Annotated in this window: 17 protein-coding genes; 8 read left to right on the top strand and 9 right to left on the bottom strand. The window is 75.7% G+C overall.

The window, feature by feature from the left end; genetic code table 11:
• The first annotated feature begins 51 nt into the window (after window positions 1-51).
• Together RDV89_RS19055 and RDV89_RS19050 are read left to right on the top strand one after the other, a co-directional pair.
• The gene (locus tag RDV89_RS19055; RefSeq protein ID WP_315735698.1) at window positions 52-768 is read left to right on the top strand and encodes a response regulator transcription factor; all 717 of its coding nucleotides are present in this window, start codon (window positions 52-54) and stop codon (window positions 766-768) included.
• Window positions 765-2,159, top strand: coding sequence for a sensor histidine kinase (locus RDV89_RS19050; protein WP_315735696.1), 1,395 nt, complete (start codon window positions 765-767; stop codon window positions 2,157-2,159). Before RDV89_RS19055 ends, RDV89_RS19050 begins: the two co-directional genes overlap by 4 nt.
• On the opposite strand, the gene RDV89_RS19045 is transcribed toward RDV89_RS19050, so the two are convergent.
• The 3 genes from RDV89_RS19045 to RDV89_RS19035 are packed head-to-tail and all read right to left on the bottom strand — an operon-like array spanning window position 2,089 to window position 5,229.
• Window positions 2,089-3,090: a TAXI family TRAP transporter solute-binding subunit gene (locus RDV89_RS19045; protein WP_315735694.1), complete on the bottom strand. Its 1,002-nt coding sequence runs from the start codon at window positions 3,088-3,090 to the stop codon at window positions 2,089-2,091. The genes RDV89_RS19050 and RDV89_RS19045 overlap by 71 nt on opposite strands.
• Before the next feature lie 33 nt (window positions 3,091-3,123).
• Window positions 3,124-4,140, bottom strand: coding sequence for an aldo/keto reductase family protein (locus RDV89_RS19040; protein ID WP_315735692.1), 1,017 nt, complete (start codon window positions 4,138-4,140; stop codon window positions 3,124-3,126).
• Between the two features lie 57 nt (window positions 4,141-4,197).
• Window positions 4,198-5,229, bottom strand: coding sequence for a helix-turn-helix domain-containing protein (locus RDV89_RS19035; protein WP_315735690.1), 1,032 nt, complete (start codon window positions 5,227-5,229; stop codon window positions 4,198-4,200).
• A gap of 70 nt (window positions 5,230-5,299) precedes the next feature.
• Here RDV89_RS19035 and RDV89_RS19030 point away from each other — a divergent pair, with 70 nt between their 5' ends.
• From RDV89_RS19030 to RDV89_RS19020, 3 genes are read left to right on the top strand one after another with little or no spacing between them, the layout of a single operon-like run.
• Window positions 5,300-6,844, top strand: coding sequence for a flavin-containing monooxygenase (locus tag RDV89_RS19030; protein WP_315735688.1), 1,545 nt, complete (start codon window positions 5,300-5,302; stop codon window positions 6,842-6,844).
• Complete coding sequence (locus RDV89_RS19025; RefSeq protein ID WP_315735686.1) at window positions 6,817-8,538, top strand: GMC oxidoreductase; 1,722 nt, start codon at window positions 6,817-6,819, stop codon at window positions 8,536-8,538. The genes RDV89_RS19030 and RDV89_RS19025 overlap by 28 nt, the downstream gene beginning before the upstream one ends.
• On the top strand, window positions 8,535-9,188 hold the full coding sequence (locus RDV89_RS19020; RefSeq protein WP_315735684.1) for an acetoacetate decarboxylase family protein: 654 nt from the start codon (window positions 8,535-8,537) through the stop codon (window positions 9,186-9,188). The genes RDV89_RS19025 and RDV89_RS19020 overlap by 4 nt, the downstream gene beginning before the upstream one ends.
• Window positions 9,189-9,202: 14 nt before the next feature.
• Here RDV89_RS19020 and RDV89_RS19015 read toward each other — a convergent pair whose 3' ends face one another.
• From RDV89_RS19015 to RDV89_RS19005, 3 genes are read right to left on the bottom strand one after another with little or no spacing between them, the layout of a single operon-like run.
• Entirely contained in the window at window positions 9,203-9,754 is a 552-nt protein-coding gene (locus RDV89_RS19015; RefSeq protein WP_315735682.1) for a maleylpyruvate isomerase family mycothiol-dependent enzyme, read from the bottom strand.
• The gene (locus RDV89_RS19010; RefSeq protein ID WP_315735679.1) at window positions 9,751-10,260 is read right to left on the bottom strand and encodes an SRPBCC family protein; all 510 of its coding nucleotides are present in this window, start codon (window positions 10,258-10,260) and stop codon (window positions 9,751-9,753) included. The genes RDV89_RS19015 and RDV89_RS19010 overlap by 4 nt, the downstream gene beginning before the upstream one ends.
• Entirely contained in the window at window positions 10,257-10,622 is a 366-nt protein-coding gene (locus RDV89_RS19005; RefSeq protein ID WP_315735677.1) for an ArsR/SmtB family transcription factor, read from the bottom strand. Before RDV89_RS19005 ends, RDV89_RS19010 begins: the two co-directional genes overlap by 4 nt.
• A gap of 202 nt (window positions 10,623-10,824) precedes the next feature.
• Between RDV89_RS19005 and mobA the strand changes: the two genes are divergently transcribed.
• Both mobA and fdhD read left to right on the top strand, forming a co-directional pair.
• Complete coding sequence (mobA, locus tag RDV89_RS19000; protein ID WP_315735675.1) at window positions 10,825-11,448, top strand: molybdenum cofactor guanylyltransferase; 624 nt, start codon at window positions 10,825-10,827, stop codon at window positions 11,446-11,448.
• A 15-nt stretch (window positions 11,449-11,463) separates the two neighbouring features.
• Window positions 11,464-12,342: a formate dehydrogenase accessory sulfurtransferase FdhD gene (fdhD, locus tag RDV89_RS18995; protein WP_315735673.1), complete on the top strand. Its 879-nt coding sequence runs from the start codon at window positions 11,464-11,466 to the stop codon at window positions 12,340-12,342.
• Here fdhD and RDV89_RS18990 read toward each other — a convergent pair.
• Both RDV89_RS18990 and RDV89_RS18985 read right to left on the bottom strand, forming a co-directional pair.
• Complete coding sequence (locus tag RDV89_RS18990) at window positions 12,314-13,894, bottom strand: methyltransferase domain-containing protein (protein ID WP_315735671.1); 1,581 nt, start codon at window positions 13,892-13,894, stop codon at window positions 12,314-12,316. The genes fdhD and RDV89_RS18990 overlap by 29 nt on opposite strands.
• Window positions 13,895-13,937: 43 nt before the next feature.
• Window positions 13,938-14,621, bottom strand: a complete 684-nt coding sequence (locus RDV89_RS18985; RefSeq protein ID WP_315735669.1) for a response regulator — start codon at window positions 14,619-14,621, stop codon at window positions 13,938-13,940.
• Between the two features lie 127 nt (window positions 14,622-14,748).
• Here RDV89_RS18985 and RDV89_RS18980 point away from each other — a divergent pair, with 127 nt between their 5' ends.
• Window positions 14,749-15,825 carry a mechanosensitive ion channel family protein gene (locus RDV89_RS18980; protein WP_315735667.1) on the top strand — a complete coding sequence of 359 codons (1,077 nt, stop codon included), beginning with the start codon at window positions 14,749-14,751 and terminating at the stop codon, window positions 15,823-15,825.
• A 22-nt stretch (window positions 15,826-15,847) separates the two neighbouring features.
• On the opposite strand, the gene RDV89_RS18975 is transcribed toward RDV89_RS18980, so the two are convergent.
• Window positions 15,848-17,089 (bottom strand): amidohydrolase family protein, encoded by a 1,242-nt coding sequence (locus RDV89_RS18975; protein WP_315735666.1) that lies wholly within the window; start codon window positions 17,087-17,089, stop codon window positions 15,848-15,850.
• Between the last annotated feature and the right edge of the window lie 20 nt (window positions 17,090-17,109).

Genomic DNA, 17,109 nt, shown 5'->3' with positions numbered 1-17,109 from the left:
GCCGGGTCCGGCTGCCGGGCCCGGCTGCCGGGCCGAGGAAGGGGTGGGGCGGTGCGCGCGCTGGTGGTCGAGGACGACGCCGGGCTCGCCGAGGCGCTGGTGCAGGCGCTGCGAAGCCGGGGGTGGCAGGTGCGGCACGCCGCCACCGCCCAGGAGGCCGTCGCCCACCTCGACGCCGCGGGCGCCACGGGCGCCACGGACAGCGGGGACGGCCGGGACGCCGTCGACCTCGTCCTCCTCGACATGGGGCTGCCCGACCACGACGGCCTCTGGGTCTGCCAGCAGGTCCGGGCCCGATCCTCGGTGCCGATCGTCGCGGTGACCGCCCGGCGTACCGAGAGCGCGGTCGTCGGCGCCCTGCGCGCCGGCGTCGACGACTACGTCACCAAGCCCTACAGCACCGCGGTGCTGCTCGCCCGGATGGACGCCGTCCTGCGCCGCAGCCGGGGCCGCAGCGCCGAGGCCCCCGCGGTGGACCTCGGCTTCGAGCACGACCGGACCTCGCGTGAGGTCCGGCTGCACGACGGGACGCTCGTCGCGCTGACGGCGAAGGAGTCAGAGCTGCTCGGCGCGCTGGCCCGCACTCCGGGCGTGCCCGTGACGCGGGCCGCGCTGATGGAGGAGGTGTGGGACACCACCTGGGTCGGCGCGTCGCGCACGCTCGACGTCCACGTCGCCGCCCTGCGCGCGAAGCTCGGCGCCGACGTGCGGATCGAGACGGTGCGAGGCGTCGGCTACCGCCTCGCCCGTCCCGGGGACACACCGTGAGACGTCGGCTGCTCGCGCTCAGCCTCAGCGTCACCGTCGCGGTGCTGGCCGCGCTCGTCGTGCCGCTCGTGGCGGCCTACGCCGAGCAGCGGGCCGTGCGCCTGCACGAGGAGAGGCTGGCCGCGGCGACGCGCTTCGCCACCCTCGCGGGAGCCCCGGGGCTGGACAGCGACCCGGCGCTGCTGACGGCCGACCTGGAGCGGTACGACGAGGTCACGAGCACCACGCGGACGTTCCTGCTCGGCCCCGACGGCGCCGTCGCCGCACCGCCGGGCACCGCGCTGCCGGCCGGCGTCCCCGGCCTCGACGACGCGGTGCGCGAGGCGCTCAGCGGTGCGACCACCTCCCCGCCGCCGGCGCTGTGGCCCTGGAACGACGACCCGATGGTGGTGGCGACCCCGATCGGGCGTGACGCACAGGTGCTGGGCGCGGTGGTCCTGGTCGAGCGCACGGACGCGCCGCGCGACGCCGTCGCGCTCCGCGTCGCCGTGGCCGCCGCGGCCGGATCCGTGTTCGTCGCGGTCGTGGCGTGGCTCGTCGCGGTGCCGCTGGTGGGCTGGGTGGTGCGCCCGGTGGAGGACCTGGAGGAGCGCGCCCGCGACCTGGCCCGGGGCCGCACGCCGCCGGCCGGCCGGATCGAGGGTCCGCCGGAGCTGCGCCGCCTCGTGCAGTCGTTCAACGACATGGCCTCCAGCGTCGAGCACTCCCAGCGCCAGCAGCGCGAGCTGGTCGCCGACGTGTCGCACCAGCTCGCGAACCCGCTCACCGCCCTGCGGCTGCGGCTGGAGGACATCGGCACTCGCGACCCCGCGGTCGAACCGGTGCTGGCCGAGGCCGACCGCCTCTCCCGGGCGCTCGACGCCGTGATCGAGGTGAGCCGCGCGGGCGGGTTCGACCGCGTCGCGGTGGGGGTGGACGCCGCGGCCCAGGTGCGGGCGCGGGTGGAGCTGTGGGCGCCCCTGTTCGGCGACCTGCTGCGCATCGACGTGCCGACCACGCCGGTGGGCGCAGAGCTGGAGGAGGACCTGCTGCCCACCGTCGTCGACGTGCTGCTCGACAACGCGCAGAAGTACGCCGCCGGCGCCGTCGTCGAGATCACGCTGCGCGCCGGCGCCGACAGCCTCGAGCTGGCCGTGCGCGACCACGGACCGGGCGTCGACGAGGCGGAGGCCGCCTCCCTCGGCGGCCGCTTCCAACGCCTCGCGCGCCACGCGGACGTCGACGGCACCGGCCTGGGCCTCGCCATCGTGCTGCTCCGCGCTCAGGACGCCGGGGGGCGCGCCGAGGTCGAGGCCGCTCGCCCCGGCATGCGCGTGCGCGTCACGTTGCCCGTCGGTCGCGCTCCCGGAACCAGCGCAACGAGCCCGGGTGGAGCGGGACCGGCTGCGTGAAGATGCCGGCCGCCACCGTGGGCTGACGGACGTCCGGCACCGCCCGCGCGAGGGCGTCCTGACGGTCGAAGACGACCGAGGTGAACCCGTGCGCCAGACGCTCGCCCAGGTCGGGACGGGCCACGAGGAAGGTCTTGGCGCTCACCGTCGTCACCGCGGCGGGCAGGCCGTAGGGGCCCGCCGGGAGCGGACCGACGACGTACTGCGGACCCCAGCGCCTCACCATCTCCGGGACGGCACCACCGGCGTCGAGGGCACGCAGCGGCGTACGGCGGCCGAGGTCGACCAGGACCGGGATCGGGAATCCGCTGACGAACGCCAGGGCGTCGACGTCCCCGGCCTCGAGGCGGGAGGCCGCGTCGGCGAGCGGCAGGTCGACGAGGTCGAGCGAGCCGACGTCCACCCCGACGGCCCCGAGGCTGCGCGTGGTGACGACGCGGGACCCGGAGTCCTCCTCACCCGCGGTGACCCGCCGCCCTGCGAGGTCCGCGAGACGGACGACGTCGGAGTCGGCGCGCACGAGCACCTGCAGGAAGCTGTCGTAGAGCCGCGTGAGCGCGGTCAGCCCGTCGGCGCCGCGCAGCGCCACGTCACCCGCCCGCGCCTGCTGCAGGCTGTCACCGAGGGAGAACGCGACCTCGGCGCGCCCCTCCAGCACGGCACGGAGGTTGCCGAACGAGCCGCCGGTCGGCACCACGCCGCTGCTGACCCCGGGCATCCGGAGGGAGGCCTCGTCGGCGAGCGCCTGCCCGTAGCGGTCGAAGACCGCCCCGGGGTTGCCCGTCGCGATCCGCAGGACGCCACGGACGTCGTCGAGGTCGGAGCCGCGTCCCCACGCCGTGGCCGCGGCCGCGGCGCCCGCCGCCCCCAGCGCCCCGGCGCCGGCGAGCAGCACCCCGCGCCGCGTGGGGCTGGGGACCTGTCGGGGCACCCGGCAAGCATGCCACCCGCCGGGCGCCCGGACTCAGACCACGCGCTGCTGCGGCGTGGAGCGCTCGACCAGCGCCGGGTCGCGGGTGACCACGTCGCCGAGCACCTCGTCGATCCGCGCGAGCGCGTCGTCGGGGATGGTGACGCCGGCGGCCTTGACGCTCTCCTCGAGCTGCTCGGGCCGCGAGGCACCGACGAGGGCGGCGGAGACGTTGGGGTTCTGCAGCACCCAGGCGATGGCGAGCGCCGGCATCGAGAGACCGAGGTCCTCGGCGATCGGCTTGAGGTCCTGCACGGCGGCCAGGGTCTCGTCGGCCATGAAGCGCTCGATCATCTTCGAGCCGCCGGCCTGGTCGGTCGCGCGCGAGCCCTCCGGCAGCGGCTGGCCGGGCACGTACTTGCCGCTCAGCACGCCCTGCGCCATCGGCGACCAGACGATCTGGCCGATCCCCAGCTCCTCGGAGGTGGGCACGACCTCGTCCTCGATGATCCGCCAGAGCATCGAGTACTGCGGCTGGCTGGAGACGAGCGGGATCTTGAGGTCGACCGCGAGCGCGTGGGCGTCGCGGATCTGCTCGGCCGTCCACTCGCTGACGCCGATGTAGTGCGCCTTGCCGGAGTGCACGATGTCGGCGAACGCCTGCATCGTCTCCTCGAGCGGGGTGAACAGGTCGTAGCGGTGGGCCTGGTAGAGGTCGACGTAGTCGGTCTGCAGGCGGCGCAGCGAGCCGTCGATCGACTCCATGACGTGCTTGCGCGACAGACCGGTGTCGTTCTTGCCCTTCGGGTCCGGCCCGACGGGCCAGTAGACCTTCGTGAAGATCTCGAGCGACTCGCGACGCTGGCCCTTCAGCGCCTCGCCGAGCACGGTCTCGGCCTTGCCGTTGGCGTACACGTCGGCGGTGTCGAAGCTGGTGATGCCGAGGTCGAGCGCCCGGTGCACGCACGCGGTGGCGATGTCGTTCTCGACCTGGGACCCGTGGGTGAGCCAGTTGCCGTAGGTGATCTCGGAGACCTGCAGGCCCGAGCGACCGAGGTGACGGAATTCCATGCCCTCCATCCTGCCGGGCGGGCGGTGGGGACCGGGGCCACCGGCCGCTGCGGCGGCTCAGGCCTGCGGCTGGCGGGGCGTACGCCCGGTCCAGCGGCGGTGGGCGTGGATCAGGCTGGAGGCCTCGGCGTACCCGAGCTGCAGCGCCACGTCGTCCAGCGGCAGCGGGCCGGCGAGCAGCACGCTCGCCAGGCCGCTGCGGACCTCGTCGAGCAGCTCGGAGTACGAGGTGCCCTGCGCCGCCAGACGCCGTCGCAGCGTGCGCTCGCTGAGCCCGAGCCGGGCCGCGACCGTCGCCGCCGGCGCCCCGGAGGCGACCTCTTGGCGGACCAGCACCCGCACCTGCTGGGCCAGGCCGCGGCGCGAGCGGCGCCGGTCCACCAGCTCGGCGCACAGCCGCTCGCAGGCCGCCGCGGTCGCGGCGTTGCCCTGGGGCAGGGTCTCGCCGAGGCGACGGGCGGCGAAGGAGACCGTGGCGCGGGCGTGCCCCTCCTCCGCACGCACCGCGACGTCGAGGCCCGGCAGCAGCTCGCCGAGCGCCGTCGCGATCGCCCGGGCGTCGCGGGCGACCAGGAAGGCCCGCACGTCCGCGGGCAGCGGCGCCCCGTCGACCACGACCCGCACCTCGCCGTCCTCGACGCTCCCCTCGAGCGTCGCCGCGGGCAGCGCGAAGGTGAAGCTGAGGTCGATGTAGCGCGTGGCCAGCTCGACGGCGTCGAGCAGCGTGGGACCGGCGAGCATCGCGAAGCCGAACACCCCGAACGAGCCGAGGTGGTACGCCGCCCCCACCGCGTCGCCGAGGTCGGCGTCGGTCCGGGTGCTCCGGCCGTCCTCGCTGCGGCCGTCCTCGCTGCGGCCGGCCGGGCGGTGGCGCAGCAGCGCCCGCACGACCGCGAGCTCCTGCTCGGCCGTGACCTCGCGCTCGTCGTCGGCCCGCTCGGGCGCGGCGACGTCGCCCGCGCCCAGGCCCGACCCGGCGAGCAGCGCCTCGGGAGGCACCCCCCGCTCCCCCGCCCAGGCCAGCAGCACCCGCACGCCGGTGACCGAGCGCGGGAAGTGCCAGTCGTGCGCGACCGTCGGGGAGAACATGGCCGGAATCATGGATCACCTGGCCGCGTTTGTCTCGCAGGTCACACCGTGGCGCTCCTACGGTCGCCCCATGAGCGACCCGACCGGCCCGGCCGCCCCGACCGACGGCACCGAGAGCCCGCTGCACGCCGTCGTCGTCGGCGCCGGGTTCGCCGGGATCGCCGCCGCGCTCGCCCTGCGCGAGGTCGGCGTCGAGGTCGTCGTCCTCGAGCGCGCCGACGACGTCGGCGGCGTGTGGCGCGACAACACCTACCCCGGTGCCGCGTGCGACGTGCCCTCGGCGCTGTACTCCTACTCGTTCGACTCCAACCCGGGCTGGCGCCGGGTGTACTCCGAGCAGCCGGACATCCTGGCCTACCTGCGCGACGTCGTGGAGCGCCGCGGCCTGCGGCCCCTCGTGCGCACCGGCACCACGGTGACCGCGGCGGCGTACGACGACGCGTCCGGCCGCTGGACGGTGGCGACGCTCCGCGACGGGACGGTCGGCACCCTCGAGACCGACCTCGTGGTGCCGGCGGTCGGCCAGCTCAGCGAGCCCGTGGTGCCGGCGCTGCCCGGCCTCGGCTCGTTCGCGGGACCCGCCTTCCACTCCGCGACCTGGCGTCACGACGTCGACCTGCGCGGCCGGCACGTGGCGGTCGTCGGCACCGGCGCCAGCGCGATCCAGCTCGTCCCGCGGGTGGCCGACGTGGCCGCGTCGGTCACCGTCTTCCAGCGCTCGGCGCCCTACGTGGTGCCGAAGGCCGACGGCCGCTACCCGGCGGTGCTGCGCTCGCTGCTGCGCCGCTGCGGGCCGCTGCGGCGCCTCGAGCGCGGAGCGTACTTCCGGCTCACCGAGTGGCTCAACGGCGCACTGACCGGCGAGCTCGCGGGCTCGCGGCTGCCGGCGGCGCTGCTGCGGGTCTGGCGGGCGCACCTGCGGCTGCGGGTGAAGGACCCGGCGCTGCGGGCCCGCCTCCTGCCGAGCGACCCGATCGGCTGCAAGCGGCTGCTGTTCTCGAACGACTGGTACGCGGCGCTGGACCGGCCGCACGTCGACGTCGTCACCGCCGGCGTCGCCCGGGTCGAGGCCGACGCGCTCGTCGACGACGACGGGCGGCGCCACCGCGCCGACGTGGTCGTCTGGGGCACGGGGTTCGCGGCCGCCGACTTCCTCGCGGGCGTGGAGGTGACCGGACGCGACGGCGTACGCCTCGCCGACGTGTGGGCCGGCGGCGCCCACGCCCACCTCGGCGTCACGGTGCCGGGGTTCCCGGGGCTGGCGATGATGTACGGCCCCAACACGAACCTGGGTGGCTCGAGCATCATCGGGATGCTCGAGCCCCAGGCCGCGTGGGTCGCGCAGCTCGCCGTCGCGCTGCGGCGCGCTCGAGCCCGCGGCGTCGCGTCGCTCGACGTGGCCCCCGACGTCGCCGCCGCCTACGACGCCGAGATGCAGGACCGGCTCGCGCGCAGCGTCTGGGCCGGCTGCGTCAGCTGGTACCGCACCGCGGCCGGACGGATCACGACCAACTGGCCGGGCACGGTCAGGGAGTACCAGCAGCGGCTCGCGACGCTCGACGTCGCGGACCTGGAGGAGGTGACGGCATGGCGCACGACTACGACGTCCTCGTGATCGGGTCCGGCTTCGGCGGTTCGGTGACGGCCCTGCGGCTGACCGAGAAGGGCTACCGCGTCGGGGTGCTCGAGGCCGGGCGGCGCTTCGCCGACGACGAGTTCGCGACCACGTCGTGGCGGCTGCGCGACTACGTCTTCGCGCCGCGCGCCGGGCTGACGGGCATCCAGCGGATGGACCTGCTGGGCGACGTCCTCGTGCTCTCCGGCGCCGGCGTCGGTGGCGGGTCGCTCGTCTACGCCAACACGCTCTACGAACCGCCGGAGGCGTTCTACCGCGACCCCTCGTGGGCGCACCTGACCGACTGGCGCGACGAGCTGCGCGCCCCCTTCGACCAGGCACGGCGGATGCTCGGCGTCACCACCTACCCGCGCCGCACCCCCTCGGACGTCGTGATGCGCGACGCCGCGGACGGGCTGGGCGTCGGCGCGACGTTCGTGCCCACCCCGATCGGCGTGCTGCGCGCCGAGGACCACGGCGTCGCGCCCGGCGCGGTCGTGCCCGACCCCTGGTTCGGCGGCCGCGGACCGCAGCGGCGCGCCTGCACCGACTGCGGCTCGTGCATGACCGGCTGCCGGGTCGGCGCCAAGAACACGCTCGTGAAGAACTACCTGCACCTCGCCGAGGAGGCGGGAGCCGAGGTGCACCCGCTGACCACGGTCACGGACGTGCGGCCGCTGCCCGGGGGCGGGTACGCCGTCACCACCCGCGCGTCGGGGTCGTTCCGCGCCGGGCGCACCTTCACCGCCGACCAGGTCGTCGTCTCCGCGGCCGCGCTCGGCACCCAGAAGCTGCTGCACCGGCTCAAGGCCTCCGGCTCGCTGCCCCACCTCTCGGACCGTCTCGGCGAGCTGTCGCGCACCAACTCCGAGGCCATCCTCGGGGTGCGGGCGAAGCGTTCGGGCCGGCACGGACGCACGGACTTCAGCGAGGGGGTCGCGATCACCTCCTCCATCCACCTCGACGACGACACCCACGTCGAACCGGTGCGCTACGGCCCCGGCTCGAACGCCATGGCGCTGCTGATGGCGACCCTGGCCGACCCCGAGCCGGGCGTGGCCCGCTGGCGGATCGGGCTGCGCCAGATGTGGCGCAACCGGCGCTCCCTGCTGGCCTTCCACGACCCCCGTGACTGGTCCGAGCGCACGATCGTGCTGCTGGTGATGCAGTCGCTCGACAACTCGCTGACCACCAGCCTGCGCTCGCGGCGGCTGCGGCGCGGCGCGGGACGCCGCCTGACCGCGCGCCCCGGTGTCGGCGAGCCGAACCCCGTGTGGATCCCGGCCGGCCACGCGCTCGCGCGGCGGATCGCCGAGCAGGTCGACGGCGAGCCCGCGGGCGCCTGGAACGACCTGGTCGACGTCCCCACCACGGGTCACTTCATCGGCGGCTGCCCGATGGGCGAGAGCGCGGCCGAGGGCGTCATCGACCCCTACCACCGCGTGCACGGCCACCCCGGTCTGCACGTGGTCGACGGCTCCGCGGTGTGCGCCAACCTGGGCGTCAACCCGTCGCTGTCGATCACGGCGCTGGCCGAGCGCGCCGTGGCGCTGTGGCCCAACAAGGGCCAGGCGGACCCCCGGCCGCCGCTGGGCGAGGCGTACCGGCGGGTCGCGCCGGTGGCGCCCGCGCACCCCGTGGTGCCCGCGGACGCGCCCGGCGCGCTGCGGATCGCGGACCGGGAGCCGGCGTGAGCGCCGCCTACCCGCCGCAGCCCTGGGACCTCACCGGGCGCGGGTGGGTGAGCTCCTGGTCCCTGTCGCCCCGCGCGCGCCTGCCGCAGCTGCCCGCGGGCGTCGCGCCGCTGGGACGGCTGGCCCTCACCATGTTCGTCTCCTACGCCCCTCCGGGGCAGATGACGTACGCCGAGCTGCTCGCCGGCGTGCTCGTCCGCGACCGGGCCCAGGTCGGGCTCGCGATCACCGACATCTGGGTCGACTCCCCGGCCTCGCGCGCCGGCGGGCGGGAGCTGTGGGGCGTCCCGAAGGACCTGGCGGAGTTCGACCTGGACGGCGCAGCCGGCCCGACGGCGTCGGAGGGACTGCTCTGCGCCCGCGCCGACGGCCGCACCCTGGCGACCGCGGCCTTCACGGCGTCGCGGGCCCCGGGCGTACCCCTGCCGCTGCGGCTGCCCGCCGCGATCGTGCAGACGGTCCCGGTGGGGCCGGTCGACGCGCCGGGGGCCCGGACGCGGTGGACACCGATCAGCGCACGGGCCCGGGCGCTGCGTCCGGCCCGCGCCCGCTGGTCCTCCCCCGCCGACGGACCGCTCGGCTGGCTCGCCGACGCCCGCTCCCGCGCCAGCATCCTCGTCGAGGACTTCGACCTGCGCTTCGGCTCCTGATCCCCGCCGGTCGGTCAGCGGGTGCGCCAGGCCGGGTCGCGGCCGAGGAAGGCCATGAGGGCGTCGGCGGGTGGCGTGCCCGGGGCGACCGGCACGCGCGGGCCGAACTGGCCGCTGCCGCGCAGCATCGCGTCCATCGGCTCCATGCCCGCGAGCGTCCGGGCGCACCGCTCGGGATCGAGCCCGTGGGGCACCCCGGCCGCCTGCGCGAGGTCCCACGTGTGGAAGACGACGTCCGAGGTGTAGAAGCGGTCGATCGCCTCGCCCACCACGACCTCGCCGAGGTGCGCCTGCGCGAACCTCCGACCGGCGAGGTCCGGGTCGTCGAGCACGGCCTGCACCGCGGCGGCGTGCCCCGCCCACCGCTGGGCCGGGTCGGTCGTCGGCTCGGCGACGAGGACGATCCCCGAGCCCTCGAGGAAGCCCGGCAGCCACGTCACGAGGTGGTCGACGACGTCGCGCGCCCGCCACTCGGGCACGGGGCTCGGCGCGTCCCAGTCCTCCACGGCGGCCACGACCGCGCCGAACCGCGCGGCGTCCGCGCGGTGCTGCTCGGCGGCGCTCACGACGACGCTCGCGGGGACGCCAGCAGCGCGTCGAGCGAGCGGTAGCCCTCGGCCACGCCGTGCTCCATGCCGCTCGCGACCATCTGGTCGCGCGAGGCCACGCTCTCGAAGACGGACAGCGCCTCGAGCCGCGTGCGCCCGCCGTCGAGGGGCACGAGCGTCAGCACCTCCAGCGACACGCTGTCGGGGGCTCCCTCGAAGGTGAAGGTCTGCACGATCCGCTCGCCCTCGCGGATCTCGTGGAACGAGCCGAAGAAGGCGTACGCCTCGTCGCCCCGGCGTGCGACGTAGCTCCACCGCCCGCCCGTGGTCGCGTCCCACGCACGGATCTCGGTGGTCAGGTCGGCGGGGCCGACCCACTGCGCGAACAGGTCCGGGTCGACGTGGGCCGCGAAGACCCGCGCGGGTGGGGCGTCGAACTCACGGGTGATGCGCACCGTCGGCTGGCCCGGCTCGGTGACGACGGTGACGTCGGGGTTGCTGCTGGTGGTGGGGCCGGTGGTCATGACGGTCTCCTCGCTGGGTCGGTCGGCTGGTCGGGCTGCTCGCTGCCGGTGCGGGCAAGGAGCAGGTCGAGCGAGCGGTAGCGGGACTCGACGGCCCGCCGGTGCCGGTCGAGCCACGTGGTGAGGGCGTCGAGCGTCGCGGTCTCGACGCTGCAGCGCCGTTGGCGTCCGACGCTCGTGCGGCGCACCAGCCCGGCTCGCTCCAGCACCGCGAGGTGCTTCGAGACCGCCTGCAGCGACATCGCGTACGGCGCCGCGACCTCGTTCACCGTCGCGTCGCCGTCGCAGAGCCGGGCGACGATGTCGCGCCGCGTCGGGTCGGCCAGCGCGGCGAACGCCCGGTCGAGCACGCCGTCATCCACGTTCAACCTCCTGGTTGATCGTCAATCAACTCCTCCCGCAGGCGTTCGTCAAGGATGCGGTCGAACAAGCCGTCCCACCCACCGGACACCCCACCCGTTCTTTCTCTATCGCTTTAGTGTTCTTAATGACCGGCCTGGCCGGTCCGCGTCGCCCGGCTGCTCGTCGGACGTCGCCCGACACCGCCGCCGTACGATCCGGGCCATGGACCTGGCCGCCGTCGTGCTCGCGGGAGGGGCCGGGCGCCGCCTCGGCGGGCTCGACAAGGCCGAGCTGCTCGTTCGGGGTGAGCGGCTGCTCGACCTCGTCGTCGCGGCGACGCGGGACGTCGGCGCGCAGCCCTGCGTCGTCGTCGGCCCGAGCCGTCCCGTCGGGGGGTCCGTGCTCCGGGCTCGGGAGCAGCCGCCGGGTGGGGGCCCGGCGGCTGCTCTCCACGCGGGCGTACGCCTCCTGCCCCCCTCCGTGTCGCACGTCCTCGTGCTGGCCGTCGACCTCCCGCGCGCCGGCGACCTCGCACGGACGCTGGTGACGGCGGCCGCCGGGGCCGCCGACGACTCCCGCGACGCGCTCGTGGCCGTCGACCCGGACGGGCGTCGGCAGTGGCTCGCCGCCGTCTACCCCGTCCTCGCCCTGCACGACGCGTTCGCCGCCGCCACCGCGCATACGCCGGACGCCGGGCTCGCCGGTCTTGCCGGGCTCCCGCTCCGAGCGGTCGTCGGCCGGCTGGCGCTGCGCGAGGTCCCCGTGCCCGCCGAGGTCGCCGCCGACGTCGACACCCCCGCCGACCTGGACCGGGCGGGGATCTCGCCGGGCGACCCGACCCGCTGACCTACGCTGGACGCCGTGTCGAAGAAACGCGTACGCCGGGTCCGCGCCGTCGCGCACCACCTCACCGAGGCGAGCGCACGGCACCACGAGGAGCAGGTCGCCGTCGAGGAGCCGCTCGAGATGCGGGTGGGCGGGGAGCAGTACGCCGTGACCATGCGCACGCCGGGCGACGACTTCGACCTGGTCGCCGGGTTCCTGGTCGGCGACGGGGTGGTCCGCGGCGCCTCGGACCTCATGTCGCTGCGCTACTGCGCCGGCGTGGGCCCCGACGGCCTGCAGACCTACAACGTCGTCGACGCGGGCGTCTCCCCCGCCGCGCTCGACCTCGCCCGCTCCCGCGAGCGCCGGGTCGAGGGCACCAGCGCCTGCGGCGTGTGCGGCCTGGCCTCGCTCGACGCGGTCGCCACCATCTCCTCGCACGACCTCGCGGCGGACACGACCCGGGTGGACCCGGGGGTCCTCGCCGGCCTGCCCGACGCCCTGCGCGAGCGGCAGAAGGACTTCGACCGCACCGGTGGCGTGCACGCGGCCGGCCTGTTCGACGCCGACGGCACCCTGCTGTGCCTGCGCGAGGACGTCGGACGCCACAACGCCGTCGACAAGGTCGTCGGCTGGGCGCACCGCGAGGGGCGCCTGCCGCTGGGCGGCACGGTGCTGCAGGTCTCGGGCCGCGCGTCGTTCGAGCTCGCCCAGAAGGCGGTGATGGCGGGCATCCCCGTGCTCGCCGCCGTGGGCGCGCCGTCGTCGCTGGCCGTCGACCTGGCCCGCCGCTCCGACCTGACCCTGGTCGGCTTCTCCCGCGGCGACCGCTTCACGGTCTACGCCGGGGCCGACCGGGTCCCGGAGACGACGACCGGGACCGCCCTCAGCCCGGTGGGCGCCGCGCGACCGTGAGCACGTGGGTGACGGGCCAGTCGAGCTCGTCGCCCGTCTCCACGTCGTGCAGCCGCGCCGTCGGCGCGAAGCGCTCGGAGACCAGCCAGTCGTTGCGCCACGCGACGCTGGTCGGGTCGAGGGTGAGCCCCGCGCCGGTCAGCACCTCCCGCCAGTCGGCCATCGTCAGCCCGCAGAAGCTCTCGTGGCACTCGCTGAGCCAGTTGTCGGCGTAGTCCTTGGTGGTGAGGAACTCCATCGCGTCCCCCAGCCGCAGCCGCCAGCGGCCCTCGCCCAGCGACCGGGCCACGAAGGCGGCGCCGCTCAGGCGCGGGAAGTCGTGGGCGAACTGCCGCATCCGCGCGTCGGTCGACAGCCCCCCGACGTACGCCGCCACCTCGGCGCGCTCGAGCGCGTCGAGGTCCTCCCGGGCCGCGGCCGGGTTCGCGCCGTCGTCGGAGCGCAGCTGCAGGTCCACGACCCGGTCGGGCTCGTCGGGGCCGAGGACGTCGGAGTTCACCCAGACGCCGCCGACCCGGGTGTGCTCGGCGACGCGCCGCGCGAAGGCCTCGACGTCCGCGCGCCCCGCGCCGTACGAGAAGACCTCGTGGGTCAGCGCCACGGTGACGGTCGAGTCGACCGATCCGGCGGGCATCACGGGCCCCGAGAGGATGTTGGCGCGCACGAACCAGATGTTCGGGTTGGCGAAGACGCCGGTGGCCTTCTTGTGCTCGGCCTCGTCGAGCAGCGGGCGGGCGATGTCGACGCCGAAGAGGTCGGACTCGCCGAAGCGCGGGTCCGCAGCGATCCGCTCGAGCAGGCCGCCGGTGGCGCAGCCGACGTCGACGACGCGGCCGGGCTCCAGCAGGTGGCCGACCTGGTCGTACTTGCGCCCCGAGGCGGTCTCGAAGGACGCCGCGTACGTCCGGTAGTCGCGCGTGGTGGTCAGGTCGCCCTCGCTGGAGACCACCGGGTCGGAGAACAGCTCGGTGACCAGCTCGGGCACGCCGTAGCGCTCGTAGTGCGCGACCGTGCCCGGGTGCGCCAGCAGCCGCCAGGAGGCGTCCCCGTGGGCGAGGCGCTCGACGACCTCCCAGGGCCGGGAGGGCTGCTCGTCGGCGTCGTCGCTCACGGCGTCCTCGACGCCGACCACGGTGTAGCCCAGCGCCCGGTAGGACTCGGCGACCGCGGGCGTGGAGCAGGCGACGAGGGTGCGCGCCGGGTCCGGCGGCGGACGGTGGCCCAGGGCGGTCGCGACCGTGGTGACGACCAGCTCGGCGAAGCGGGGGTGCTGCGGCACGTCGGGCACCAGCACGACGAGGCTGGGCAGGTCGGCGGCCACGCTGACCCGCTCCACCAGCGCCTCGCGGCGGTGCCCGGGCAACGGGTTGCGCCGGGTCCACGCGTGGTTGGCCGAGGTCACGGCCCACACCACGACGGCGTCGTCCGCCAACGGCACCACGACGTCGTCGGCGTCGCGCACCTCGCCGGCGAGCAGCCGGTGCAGGAAGTCGACCTGGAAGCCGGTGACCGCGTGGTGGCGGCCGGGGAAGAGCACCTCGGAGAAGGTCACGGGCCACAGCCTAGGAGGCCGTCCCCGCGGCCGGGTCGGCTCCTCACGGCTCGAGGGTGTAGCCCAGCCCGGCGCTCGTCACGAGGTGACGCGGGTGCGCCGGGTCGGCCTCGAGCTTGCCGCGCAGCTGCGCGGCGTACACGCGCAGGTAGTGCGTCTCCTGCTCGTAGCCGGGGCCCCACACCTCCCGCAGCACCTGCTCGCGGGTGACCAACCGTCCGACGTTGCGGGCCAGCAACTCCAGGAACCCCCACTCGGTCGGCGTCAGGCGCACGTCGACGCCCGCGCGCGCGACCTTCTTGCGGGCCAGGTCGATGGCGAGGTCGCCCACCTCGACGACCGGCGCGGTGACGGGCGCGGCGACCGCGGACCGCCGCACGGCGGCCCGCAGCCGGGCCATCAGCTCGTCCATCGCGAAGGGCTTGGTCACGTAGTCGTCCGCGCCGAGGTCGAGCGCCTCCACCTTGTCCTCGCCGTGCTGGCGGGCCGAGAGGACGACGACCGGCACGGTGGTCCAGCCGCGCAGGCCGGCGAGCACCTCGGTGCCGTCCAGGTCGGGCAGCCCGAGGTCGAGCAGCACGACGTCGGGGTGGGCGGCCGCAGCCGCCTCGAGCGCGCCGCGGCCGTCGGCGGCCGTCACTACCTCCCAGCCGTGGGCGCGCAGGTTGATCGCCAGCGCCCGCGCGAGGGCGGGCTCGTCGTCGACCACCAGCACCCGCGGGCTCACGCTCGCCACCGGCCGGACGCCCGCAGGGCCACGCTCACCATGGGGCCAACCTAGATCCCGCCTTCGACGCACCGGGTGCGAGGCGTCTCACTTGTCTCGCGCGAAGAACCTGCGCACGGTGGGAGGTATGCCTCCTGCATCCTCCGACCTGCTCGTCTCGGTCGCCGTGGTCGTCGCGGTGTCCGTCGCGATCGGTGCCGTGGTGCCGTTCGCGGTCCGCCGCCTCGGCCGGCGCTGGCCTCCCGCCGAGGCGCTCGTCCGCGCCGCGCGGTTCCCGTTCCGCGTCCTCGTGCTCGTCGTCGGCCTCAACGCCGTCGTGGCCGCCAACCGCCCCCGCGGCGACGGCGCCGAGCTCTGGGACACCCTGGCCCTGGCGCTGCGCATCCTGGGGATCATCAACGGCGCCTGGCTCCTCGCGGTGGTCATGCTGTTCGCCGTCGACGCCGCGCTGCGCCGCGCCGACGCCGGCCTGGACCCGCGCAACGCCAAGCGCGTGCGCACGCAGGTGCAGGTCACCCGCCGCGTCGTCGTCGTGGCGATCGTCTTCCTGGCCCTGGGCGCGATCCTGCTGAGCTTCCCGGGCGTACGCGCGGTGGGCGCGAGCCTGCTGGCCTCCGCCGGTCTGGTCTCCGTCGTCGCCGCCCTGGCGGCGCAGTCGACGCTGGGCAACCTGTTCGCCGGGCTGCAGCTCGCGTTCAGCGACGCGATCCGGATCGACGACACGGTGATCGTCGACGAGGAGTACGGCACGATCGAGGAGATCACCCTGTCCTACGTGGTGGTGAAGACCTGGGACGACCGCCGCGTCGTGCTGCCGTGCACCTACTTCACGACCACCCCGTTCGAGAACTGGACGCGCAAGGACACGGAGATGATCGGCACCGTGCTGCTGCAACTCGACTGGCGCACCGACCTCTCCGGTCTGCGCGCCGAGTTCGAGCGGCTGCTGGACTCGACGCCGCTCTACAACGGCCGCTCCAGCGGCATGGTGGTCACCGACGCGACGCAGGGGCTCGTCACCGTGCGGGCCAGCGTCACCGCCGACGACCCCGGGCTGCTGTGGGACCTGCAGTGCCTCGTGCGCGAGGGTCTCGTGACCTGGGTGCGCGAGCACGACCCCGAGGCGCTGCCCCGCCAGCGGTGGGAGATCGTGCCGGGCCGCCACGACGGGCAGCCGACCGGGCGCGCGGACCACGCGGCCTGACCGTCCCGCCGCGCCGCAGCGCTCACACCGTCGGCTCGCCGTCGCGCACGACCACCCGGCCGCGCGCGACGACGTGGCGGCGCACCGGGGCGCGCACGAGCGCGTCGGCGACGTTCTCCGCGTCGAGCAGCACCACGTCGCCCGGGGCGCCGACGACGAGGTCGTGCTGCGGTCGGCCGACGAAGGCCGCGCCCCCGCTCGTCGCGAGCCGCACGGCGGCCACGAGGTCGTCGTCGGTGCGCAGTCCGTGCAGGCGTGCGAAGCCGAGCGCGACGCGCAGCAGGTCGCCGTCGCCGTAGGGCGACCACAGGTCGCGGATCCCGTCGGTGCCCAGCCCCAGCGCGATGCCGCGCTCGACCATCTGCCGCCACGGCAGCGGCACCGTGCGCACGGGCGCCACGGTCGTCCAGGCGATCCCCGCCGCGGCCAAGTCGTCGAGCAGCGCCTCCTGCCGGGCGGCGCCGACCGAGCCGGGCCCCAGCGGACCGACGTCACCGAGCGCGAAGCCGTGGGAGACGGTCACCCGTCCCCCGAGCCCGGCCCGCCGGACGCGGTCGGCGAGCAGCTCGCACTGGAACGCGCCGAGCTCGCCCGGGTCGTGCAGGTGGAGGTCGATGCCGACCCCCTCCGTCGCGGCGAGGTCCACCAGCGCCTCGACCTGGGCCACCGGGTCGCGGTCGATCGAGGCCGGGTCGATGCCGCCCACGTGGTCCACGCCCGCGCGGGCGGCCGCCCGCAGCAGGTCCAGCACGCCGGGCCGGCGCAGCACGCCGTCCTGCGGGAAGGCGACCAGCTCCAGCGCCAGCGCCCCGTCGAGCTCCGCCGCCGCGGCGCGCACCGTCTCGATCCCGCGCAGGCCCACCCCGAGGTCGACGTCGACGTGCGTGCGCACCGCCGTCGTGCCGTGACGCAACAGCTCGCGCAGCACCGCGACGGTGGAGTCGTGGCCCGGGATGCCGAGCGCGTCGCGCTCGGCGCGCTCGTGGGCGATCCGTCCCTGCGTCGTCGCCTCCCCGCCCCAGGAGACCCACGGCGCGCCCCACCAGCTCTTGTCGACGTGGGCGTGGGCGTTGACGAACCCGGGCAGCGCGAGCAGCCCGCCGCCGTCGAGCACCGCGGACGATCCGGGCTCCGCCGCTTCCGCCGGGCTGCCGGTCCCCGCCGGCACGCGGGGCGCGACGTCGGTCAGGACCCCGTCGGTGACGACGAGGTCGGCGGGCTCGCCGCCCCAGGGACGGACGTTCGTGATGCGGAGATCGGCCATGCGTTTGGTATACCACTAAC

This window comes from Nocardioides imazamoxiresistens, from assembly GCF_032378595.1.
Classification (GTDB): Bacteria; Actinomycetota; Actinomycetes; order Propionibacteriales; family Nocardioidaceae; genus Nocardioides; species Nocardioides imazamoxiresistens.
Note: the sequence above shows the minus strand (reverse complement) of the source record. Positions and strands in the feature narration are given on the sequence as shown.

Excerpts from the sequence above, each read along its gene's own strand:
- RDV89_RS19040 (WP_315735692.1), bottom strand. The coding sequence starts at position 4,140 with ATGGAATTCCGTCACCTCGGTCGCTCGGGCCTGCAGGTCTCCGAGATC.
- RDV89_RS19035 (WP_315735690.1), bottom strand. The coding sequence starts at position 5,229 with ATGTTCTCCCCGACGGTCGCGCACGACTGGCACTTCCCGCGCTCGGTC.
- RDV89_RS19030 (WP_315735688.1), top strand. The coding sequence starts at position 5,300 with ATGAGCGACCCGACCGGCCCGGCCGCCCCGACCGACGGCACCGAGAGC.
- RDV89_RS19025 (WP_315735686.1), top strand. The coding sequence starts at position 6,817 with ATGGCGCACGACTACGACGTCCTCGTGATCGGGTCCGGCTTCGGCGGT.
- RDV89_RS19010 (WP_315735679.1), bottom strand. The coding sequence starts at position 10,260 with ATGACCACCGGCCCCACCACCAGCAGCAACCCCGACGTCACCGTCGTC.
- mobA (WP_315735675.1), top strand. The coding sequence starts at position 10,825 with ATGGACCTGGCCGCCGTCGTGCTCGCGGGAGGGGCCGGGCGCCGCCTC.
- RDV89_RS18980 (WP_315735667.1), top strand. The coding sequence starts at position 14,749 with ATGCCTCCTGCATCCTCCGACCTGCTCGTCTCGGTCGCCGTGGTCGTC.
- RDV89_RS18975 (WP_315735666.1), bottom strand. The coding sequence starts at position 17,089 with ATGGCCGATCTCCGCATCACGAACGTCCGTCCCTGGGGCGGCGAGCCC.